Annotated in this window: 6 protein-coding genes and 3 pseudogenes; 5 read left to right on the forward strand and 4 right to left on the reverse strand. The window is 56.2% G+C overall.

The window, feature by feature from the left end; translation table 11 throughout:
- Both DDA93_RS15545 and DDA93_RS15550 read right to left on the reverse strand, forming a co-directional pair.
- Positions 1–613, reverse strand: a pseudogene (locus tag DDA93_RS15545) (hypothetical protein); the annotation flags it as partial.
- A gap of 89 nt (positions 614–702) precedes the next feature.
- A pseudogene (locus DDA93_RS15550) lies at positions 703–1,110 on the reverse strand (IS3 family transposase); the annotation flags it as partial.
- Positions 1,111–1,375: 265 nt separating this feature from the next.
- Between DDA93_RS15550 and DDA93_RS15555 the strand changes: the two are divergent.
- Positions 1,376–2,425 carry an IS110 family transposase gene (locus DDA93_RS15555; RefSeq protein ID WP_116779260.1) on the forward strand — a complete coding sequence of 350 codons (1,050 nt, stop codon included), beginning with the start codon at positions 1,376–1,378 and terminating at the stop codon, positions 2,423–2,425.
- 20 nt (positions 2,426–2,445) lie between these two features.
- Here DDA93_RS15555 and DDA93_RS15560 read toward each other — a convergent pair.
- Positions 2,446–2,724 (reverse strand): annotated as a pseudogene (locus DDA93_RS15560) (IS3 family transposase); the annotation flags it as partial.
- A gap of 461 nt (positions 2,725–3,185) precedes the next feature.
- On the opposite strand from DDA93_RS15560, the gene DDA93_RS15565 reads away from it, so the two are divergent.
- From DDA93_RS15565 to DDA93_RS15580, 4 genes are all read left to right on the forward strand, one after another.
- Positions 3,186–3,524, forward strand: a complete 339-nt coding sequence (locus DDA93_RS15565) for a GNAT family N-acetyltransferase (protein WP_207771369.1) — start codon at positions 3,186–3,188, stop codon at positions 3,522–3,524.
- A 420-nt stretch (positions 3,525–3,944) separates the two neighbouring features.
- Positions 3,945–5,141 (forward strand): hypothetical protein, encoded by a 1,197-nt coding sequence (locus tag DDA93_RS15570; protein WP_116779262.1) that lies wholly within the window; start codon positions 3,945–3,947, stop codon positions 5,139–5,141.
- Positions 5,142–5,147: 6 nt separating this feature from the next.
- Positions 5,148–7,490 carry a hypothetical protein gene (locus DDA93_RS15575; protein WP_116779263.1) on the forward strand — a complete coding sequence of 781 codons (2,343 nt, stop codon included), beginning with the start codon at positions 5,148–5,150 and terminating at the stop codon, positions 7,488–7,490.
- The gene (locus DDA93_RS15580; RefSeq protein WP_133185580.1) at positions 7,471–8,517 is read left to right on the forward strand and encodes a serine hydrolase; all 1,047 of its coding nucleotides are present in this window, start codon (positions 7,471–7,473) and stop codon (positions 8,515–8,517) included. The genes DDA93_RS15575 and DDA93_RS15580 overlap by 20 nt, the downstream gene beginning before the upstream one ends.
- A 481-nt stretch (positions 8,518–8,998) precedes the next feature.
- Here DDA93_RS15580 and DDA93_RS16230 read toward each other — a convergent pair whose 3' ends face one another.
- Positions 8,999–9,199 (reverse strand): hypothetical protein, encoded by a 201-nt coding sequence (locus DDA93_RS16230; RefSeq protein WP_133185582.1) that lies wholly within the window; start codon positions 9,197–9,199, stop codon positions 8,999–9,001.
- Positions 9,200–9,338: the final 139 nt, after the last annotated feature.

Genomic DNA, 9,338 nt, shown 5'->3' on the forward strand with positions numbered 1-9,338 from the left:
GGCCGCTCCTGCGCAGATCGTGGATCTGCTCGCGTTCAACCAGGCTGAGGTAACGGGCATCTACAACGGTTTCGAGTCGCACCAAATCAACTGGTGTCCCTCGTGTGTAGGTGGTGCGCGGTGACTTCACATTTGCCAGTATCGCCGCTTGGGCGTAGCGGACCACACGCCCGTCCGGGTAGCGGCGTCCGCCAGTGATCTGGGTGATGCCCTTGTCCCAGTCTGCCGCGGTCCGTTTGTCGACCTGGACTTGACTGGCCGCCGCGGCCCGACTCACCCCGGCAGCTCGGAGATCGAGAAACCGTGCCCGCTGAGCGCGGGTATCCGTGCCTGTGAAGATCCCGGCCCGATGCGCCCATTTGTAGCAGGTGACCCGGACAAAGCCGAGTTCCTTCGCCACCCGCGACACGTTTCCGCTGATCTTCAGCCGTCGGAAGAACTCGGCTTTGTCCTCAGCCGTGTACGACCGGTTCTTCACGCGAGGTGTGGACAGCTGCGCCTCGCTGCGCCACCGGTAACAGGAGTCGACGCTCAGCCCGAGCTCGGCCGCGACAGCACGAATCGTGCCCCCACGATCCAAACGATGAAAGAACTCCTCCCGCTCCTTCGCCATGTACTGCAGGTTCTGCTTTCCACGAGGTCGACCGACCACAACATGCTCCCTGAATCTCAGGGTGTTGCGACGATGCCTAGAATTCAAGCGGTGGGATGTTCGGTGATGTCCGTTAACCACAGCTGGTTTGGCGCTGTTACGGTGAAGTCCCGTTGCACCCGGTCGTCATGGACCGGAGGTCCGGGCTTACGGTTCAAGCCCCGCTTCCGCGAGAACACCGACCAGATCCGGTGGTCGCGACACAACCGCTGGACCCTGTTCTCGCCCGCCGCAACGCCTTTGCCGGGGAGCTCGTCGGCGATGAACCGGTACCCGAACGCGGGATCATCGGCGTGGATCTCCAGTGCTGCGTGCACTAGATGCGCATCAGCCCAGTCCCGGTCAGTCACAGGGTTAGCTTTCCACCGGTAATAGCCCTGCTTGGCTGTTTCCCAACACCGAAGCAATTCACCGCGACGGGAACACCATCGACCGTCTTGGTCCGTGACCAGCGGGTACGTCTGTAATGGTCAGTAGCCGGCCAGAGGCTGGCTGGCAGGCTGGTCTTGGAGGCTAGAGCGTGACTCAGGGTATATCCGACCTGTGAAAGCGGTGTCCTAAAAATGACTCGTCCGCTCTGATCTCCGGGCACCAGCCTGCCCGCACGAATGACCTAATCAGAAGATTGTCCACCCACCGGTGTGACCCGTTACAGATGCGTCTTCGCGCGAACACAGCAGGCTTTTGCATCAACTGACCGGTTCAACGAAGGAGTAGCTGACCATGACGATCATCGCCGAAGACTTCGAATTCGTCGTCGGAGTCGACACCCACGCCCGCACTCACACATTCACAACGATTCACTGCGCAACTGGCGCGTTGATCGACACAGCCGCATTCCCCACAACCGACGCAGGAATGAACCGCGCGCTAGCGTGGATCCGTCGCCGCACAGGCGGAGAACCCGTCTTCGCAGCCGTCGAGGGAACATCGTCCTACGGGGCCCGCCTTACACAGATGCTGCAAACGGAAGGCATCGATGTGGGCGAGGTGAGGCCTCCGTCTAGGTCTTCACGGGCTCTGACTGGCAAGTCAGATCCGATCGACGCTGAAGCAGCTGCCCGGTCCGTCCTTGGTCGCCAACGCGACCACGTAATCACACCCCGCGCCGCAGGAACCCGGAGCGCATTGCGGATTCTTCTCGCCGCCCGATCCCTCCTCGATCAGCAGCGCACCGCGAATCGGAACGCCCTGACAGCGCTGCTACGTAGCACCGACCTGGGCGTCGATGTCCGCGCATCGCTGCGGGAAACGCAGATTACAGCGATTGCGGCTTGGCGGACCACCCAAGCCGTGGACACTTTGGTGCGGATCGCCCGACTCGAGGCTAAACGTATGGCTATGGCAATCAAGAACCTCACTGAACAGCTCACCAAGAACCACAAAGCGCTAGCGCAGCTGGCCGAGGAGCTGGCTCCGGGGCTTCAAACAATCCCCGGGGTAGGGCCGGTAACCGCAGCCATCATCATCTGCGCCTACTCCCACCACGGGCGGATCCGTTCAGAAGCGGCCTTCGCAGCGTTAGGCGGCGTCGCTCCGCGCCCAGCCTCTTCCGGGAACACCACTCGCCACCGGCTCAACCGCTCCGGCGACCGTCAACTCAACCGGGCCTTCGACGTCATCGTCCGAACCCGGATGAGTTTCGACACCGCTACCAAGGACTACGTCGCACGCAGCCGTGCCGCGGGGAAGTCCAACAGGGAAATCCGCCGCAATCTCAAACGCTACGTGTGTCGTTCAATCTTCCGCCAACTCCAGACCATCACGGCTTGACTAAACCCATAGAAGAGTCATTTTGGGTTAATGTCACGAGCCAAATACGCGGCAGCCCGGCGCAGCACCTCATTCTCCTGCTCCAGTAACAGGTTTCGCTTCCTTAGTTCCCGCATCTCGGCCGAGTCATCCGCTGCTCGGGTTACCCCGATTTCCTTACGATCCGCGATGGCGAGCCACCGCTTCAGCGTCGTGACCGAAAGCCCGAAATCCTTAGCGATCTGCGCCAACGGCGCCTCACCCTTCCGGGCCACATCAATAACATCCTGGCGGAACTCCGCCCCATAAGCCGTCGGCATGGTCAACATCCTTCCACGAGCCTCAGCTCGCTAGGTCAAGGAGTCAACAAACCCGGGGCAGTCCCTGGTGTTGCGACCCCTTGAAAGGGGGTCGTCCGTCTACGCGCAGATCGAAGACAATTTTGAATCTGGGTGAAGCGAATGGACGCCATCACCGCTCCTGCTTTTTATGGTCCAGAATCAAGAGGTCCATTAATGGTATTTCGGGGCCTAGACTAAGCTGACCGACTCCAGCGTTTTGCAACCAATTCCCGATCAACCGCTGCGTCATTCAAAGGAGGAAGGTCGACTACATTTTGGGTATGTGCCCGGCAACGTCGATCGCCCCGCCTATTCGTGCGGCCACCCGAAATGATCTCAATGACTCGGTCGGGTTGAGTACGGCGTCCAGGCGCTCCTGCCAAGGGGCGCCCTGACCTATTTGAGGATCCCGATCCAGAAGCATTTCGTGAGTTCCTGGGTTGAAACTTTCTGATGGAAGTGCAGTCTTGATTGCCAAGGACAAAGGCCAGCCACTCGACTACCTGCTTGCTGAGCGCACAACAAGGCCGCCCAATCCATTTCGGCTATCGTCCTCCTCTCTCTATGTTCACGACATGGCTGTGGTAGCTACCGCCCAGCACAAGGGTGTGGGGAAGTTATTGATGGATGCCGCGGTGAAAATAGCGCAGGCAAATGGTGCCGCCGCTATTCGTCGAGATTCATGGCAGCTCGACGATCGGGCCCATGGCTTCTTTGAATCTCAAGCCTTTACCCCGGTCAACGTTATTTTCGAACGAACGCTCTCCCGGCCCTCTTGACAGGCTTCCAACGGGTCGGACGCGCGCTAAACCGTCGTTTCAGCCCTATATCGATTTGCTTACTAAGTTGCCCGGCTTCAAGCTTCTAGTCAGTACAGTTCACACATCGCGCTGTAATAGCCCTTCGTCGTGCCCTAATGCTTCATCCCGATCCTCCTACAAACCCGCCGGGTTGCTGTTTTCTCAGCAGAGGGACTGCGACGACTCGGTCCAGTCCTTCCATGAAACTTACGGGACGCCAAACGTGCCGCAACGCTGTTCCTATTGACGGCCCCCCGAGGCTTATGGGGCGAACATGGGTCGGAAATTGCCCCGCTAACAAAATTGCTCGAATATCTAGTCAAACCGTTGAAGGAGCAACTTCTTCCGCTAATATTACGACCATCACGAACAGCGGACGTTGACGACGGGGGCACCGAAGTGCAGTTGGTGGACATTACGGGCGACATGTGGAACTACCTCGACTTGGAGCGACATCTGAATGAAGGTTCCCCGAGTGGCTTTTCACTTCTAAACCGACCGCAAGTTGGATTGAATGCGAGCGACCGCGGCGGCAGTAGATTTCAACTGCCCTTGTTTGAGCTGGCTCCGGAGGTGATTGCTTCGGTCGGAAGCTTTCCCGAAGTAGCTCCGTTCTTCTTCCCAGTCCACCCTGATATGGAATCTTCCTTTCGCGACTTGACCGGCGTCGAGGCGTCGACAACCGTACCAGCTGCTGCCACGTCCAGCGGTCGAACTGTATATGCAGATGTAATGGGCAAACCCCAGTTCGTGAAACTTTCTTACCATGGCAGATTGGGGCGACTAACCCGCAGGATGCCGCCCACCCATTTGATGACGGCAATCGAGGTATCTGCTGCCATAAGCGCTTCACTTGAGGCTACCCAAATTCCGGGCTTTGCAATACAGGAGGAATACTTTGGAGCAAACGTGCTCATCGAGGATGACGGTTGGGGTTTTGTTCTTCGGCATCAGGAACCGATCCCTCAACCGCCTAGCGGCTATCGGGTTCCCGGATTTTCTCTCTTCAGCCGGACCTTCGGATCTCAACCCGTGGTTCCGCTGTTGCATAAGATCCTCGACGCTCATCCTGAGTTAGCAAGCGCCGACCGGTTTTTCACTGATTTTATAAAGCCAATCGTCGATGGATATTTTCTGATACTTCGCCGGACGGGACTTCAACTTGAGGCTCATGCACAAAACCTTGTATACCATTTCGATCGCGAATGGCGCGTTGTGAGCGTTGCGTATCGAGATATGGAGTCGGTAGACAAGGATGCCTCGCTCATGCATGATCTTGGAATTCCCTTCAACTTCACTCAGATGGATTACAAGACTCTAAGGCGTGAGAAACCTAACTATTCCGTCAAACACAGCTTTATGTATGACTTTAAGCTCGGAGAGTACCACCTTCGGCCTCTTTGTAATGTATGGTCTGAGTGGTCAGGAAAGAGAGCAGAGGAAGTTCACCGCTTGATACAGAACGCAGCGAGAGAACATCTCCTTCACCTGCCAACTGACTTCTTCCCCGATGATTGGTACGATTACGAGGCTGAAATCTTTGAGGGGCGCGCGGATCGTCCCTACATTGCCCACCCGTCGCCCAGTTTCAGGTAAAAGTAGATGTTCCGGGTCGCGGTCGTCCAGAATCAAAGTGAGAGTCAGCGGTCGGGTTACGCAAATGTATCGCGAAACCTGTCGGAAAATATGCCGCGAGACAGGTTTGAATTTTGTCTTTTTGACGCAAGTAATCTATACCGCCTCTTCACTATCAACGGTGATGATGCCCTGGACACGTTTGACGGCCTCTTCATTTCGACGAACGTAACAAGTGATCGGCTCGCACTAGCTATTCTCAACTCAGGCGCCCCTCTGATAGCTGAATTTTTATCTCGCGGTCGAGGAATCTTTGTCTCATATCAGAAGAAGATGTCATACACCCCGGGTGATGACCCAATCGAAATTTCTTTTCTGCCCGAGCGTTATCACGTACGGATGATGGAACGCCCATTCTTGGAGACCGATTCTGGTTTAGGTGATATTGATTTCGCGGAGACACCTGCCTGCATGAACACCGCTGCATACCTCCTAATTAGCAGTCCAAACGAAATAACTCCACAATCAGTCAAGACTCATTGTCTCGAAAACGACTTCAAGGCGCATCTCTATCGATCGACAATCCGCCCACTCAACTCTTCGGTGTTCGATGCGGTCTTCCATGATCCTAGTTATGCGGATGATTACGGCGTAAGAGATCTTCTGCTCGTAAACCGTTCAGCAGAGGCTGGCGAGCGAGTCGTTGTTTCTACAATCGCGATTGACTGGCAGCTAAATTTACGAATACTAGAAAACATTTTGGAGTACATTGCGGCTGGAGTGCCCCGATTGGCCTTCATTGACAGCCCACGTGGCGACTCCGACATCGACTTCATTCAGTCAACAGCCGGGCTAGATGGCATCCCGTCACGTGAGTACAAGGACCTAAGTGTTCCGTCCCGGCGCCTGCGGGGCATACATGATGTCTATGTCCTTTCGTCGCATTGGAGTGCAGAAGACGTTGCCGAATTCTGGGCGCGAATCTCCACTCCCCGGACTCTGGCGTTCCGAGAAGCATCTGAATTTCGCCGCTTATATCATCTTGGAGAGCACAGCACTCAGTCCCTGACTCGTTACGCGAACTACACTTCCCTCGATGCAATCATCAACGAGGCAGTTCTATGGATGGAGCACCAGTTCAACGGCGGCTTTTGGGAGGGCGGGTTTTGGAATTCGCACGATGTATTAATTGCCTTGGACAGTCTTCGTGTGAACATCGCAAGCTTCCTGCCCGGTGTTCTAGCCGATGTGAGAGGGCACTTGCGAAATGGCGCCTACGACAGCGTCATGGGACCAACGTGTGGGTTGATGGTCATGCTCAACAGATTCACCCCTCGTTATGGAGAAATCCTCGAGTCTGAGGGCTTCACAAGTGACGTAAGGTTCTCCGTCGGAGAGTGGATCTGCTCAAACGCACCTACACAGAGTGAAATCGCACGTCAGGTAGCCTCTCAAGCCATATTTTCTCCAGGCGGGGAAGACGTAGTCGCAGCCTTACGGAAGTCTCGCCTCAGTGATGAGGCGACGGCGCTCGCTCGAGTCGTTCGGCAAAGCGACTACACCTCAACTGCCCGAGTTTCCGGATACACCAACCTCGACTTAGCCAGATTGCTTGAGATGGGAGGAGCGTCGGAGACGATTGATGAAAGCGCGAGAGCTCATGTCCATGAAGTCCTCGTTGCCCGCCAACAACCCGACTCGGGGCTCTGGGGATCCACAGCAGAGTCAGCTGCCGTCCTATCAGCACTGCTTGGGTCAGAACATGAACAAGGCACTGCCGTTTATGAGGCAATACTAAAAGGAGTAGATGCTCTGCGCGGTCGCTTCGATCAGGCAACGGCGTCTTGGAACTCAAACCTGCAGGAAACAGCTGCCTGTGTTCGTGCGCTAGGGCTGTTCAACGAGCGCCTCGACCTTGCTGCTCAGGACGTCCTGGAGACGATTGAACTGCAGCGTTTGGCATCTAATCGAGCAATGACCGTGGGCCAGGCGCGCGTTGACCTTGCCGCCTTATTTGACCGCGAGGAGCGCCATGTGCGGGAGCTCATGCAGCTCCGCGACACGGTGAAGGTACAGGGAAGTAATTTGGCGGAGGCCACATCCGCTGCCTCGCGTTCTAGTAAACAATCCATTCGTTTCCGGCAGGCGACTGTGGCAAGTCTGACAGTACTGGTTGGTGTCGTGTTGTCATTACTGATAACCGAGCCAAATGCTCTTCTGAGCTTGCTGGGAGCGGCATCGCTTCTTGGGCTCGCCCTCGGGGCCCTGATCGCGGTCCCGATAACAATCTGGTTGACCCCAAGGACTGCCACAAGCGGTAGGGGCCCCGCACCTGAAGGAGAAGTATCACGTGAGCAACGAAATATTTGAATCAGCATTCAACGCCGCCGTAAATGAGTTTGGTGCGGCGGTCGATAAAGAAGGTAATCACCTCCGCTTAAACTATTTTGGAGTCTCGTCTAAAGGTGTGAGGCTGGAGCATATGTTTTCTACTCAAGAGCCGGTGGATCTCCGTTCCGTTAGCAAACCCGTCCTCAGCATGACATTGGGGGCTCTGATCAAATCGAAACAATCAGTAGGTAAAAAACCGCTCTCCTTGAACTCTCGCGTTGCTCCACTTCTTGACCGTCACTTCGCATCAAATGGTTTCCGCAAAATGTGGAAGGACGTAGAAATCAGGCACCTGATTTCGAACACGATCGGTCACGAAAACGGGTTCCTTTTTCGAAAGGATCTCCAGTCCGTCTCTGAAGAAGACTACCTAGGTTATGCACTTGGCCAGCCAATTGTCCACAAACCTGGATCGCACTTCTCCTACTCAAACGTCGGGCCCTTTCTGTTATCTGTGATAATTCAAGATCACTTAGGTGCAAGTCTCCATGAGATAGCATCAGACCTCGTCTTGCGTCCTTTGGGCATCGAAGCATCCTGGCGCAATTATGGGCAGTACACTGCTGGATGTACGGGCCTTTCCATGACCGGTGAGGATTTACTGACTTTTGGCGAGATGCTATTGGCCGAAGGGTCGCGCGGGAGCCGCCTTAACATTGTTGACCATGACTGGGTAGTCGGAGCGACAAGTCTTCAAGTTCGTACCCCGGGCATGTTTGATCGCTTGCGCGTATTCCCCAAGTTTGGGTATGGCTACGGGTTCTGGGTCTGTGAAAACGGGAGCTACTATTGCGACGGAACAGATGGCCAGTACTTAATCGTGGTGCCGTCAGCTTCCCTCGTTATGGTAACTACGGGAATGCAACCGGATATGAAGCCCATCACTCGGTGCATGGCACCACTTCTCGTTCAGACCAATTCTAAACCTGAGAACGTAGGCCCCTTTGGCAGTCGTCTGAATTCGCTCCAACGGATCATCAGCAAGACTGCCCGTAGTACTCGATAACCACGCCAGCGGCCTTGGCCCCCGCCTTGGCGGCTCCAGCAGCGACGTCGTCCACCGAGGCGGCCGCTATGCGGCCAAGGCTGCGACGTCGTCCAGCAGGGCGAACAAACCCCCGCTCACAGATCGCCCCCATACTCCTGAAGGTCGGACGGCTGTGCATGGATGCCTCGGGCGGAGCGCGTGATTGGCATATTCGGAGTATATGGTTACGGCAGCCCGTGGACGGGAGTGGCATGCGCAAAGTGGGACGGCGCCGGCCCACGGCTGCGCGCAATAACTCCCCTTCGATCCGGACCCAGAGCGCCCCGCTGGGTTACATTCCGCCCTGTGGCCCAGTCCAGAATCGCCGATTTAGCATTCTCATTATTTTGGCTCCTACGAGTCGCTCATGGCAGCAAGGCCCGAAGAACCTGAGCTGGAGGACGCTGTCCCCTCTCAGGCGCCCCAAGAGACCGATGTGTGGCAGACCGAGTGGCAAGTGTCAGAGGACGGCTTCGACGTCGCAGTCAACGAAGCCGTCGACTGGAAGCTGGTCCCAATGGATCAGGAATGGCTTGATCGCATGTTCGCGGGTCGGCGACTCGTGCCACTGCAACGCGATACGTACGCCGGCTTCGTCGGGGAAATATACAGCCGGTCGGAATGGACTCGCCTTGCCGGTCGAGTCACGCGCATCGATCAAGTATCAGTGCGGTACCCGACAGATAGCACGACCGGTTTGACCGAAACCGGTAGCGCTATGCAACACAATGTGTCCAGTGTGCAGGAGCACCGCACCCATGATGGAAGTCTCGTCGGCTGGGTCGTCAGAATCCGGGAAT

The organism is Arthrobacter sp. Bz4, assembly GCF_003075455.1.
In the GTDB taxonomy this organism is placed as follows: Bacteria; Actinomycetota; Actinomycetes; order Actinomycetales; family Micrococcaceae; genus Arthrobacter_D.

Coding starts and splice junctions, on each gene's coding strand:
- DDA93_RS15575 (WP_116779263.1), top strand. CDS start 5,148: ATGTTCCGGGTCGCGGTCGTCCAGAATCAAAGTGAGAGTCAGCGGTCG.
- DDA93_RS15555 (WP_116779260.1), top strand. CDS start 1,376: ATGACGATCATCGCCGAAGACTTCGAATTCGTCGTCGGAGTCGACACC.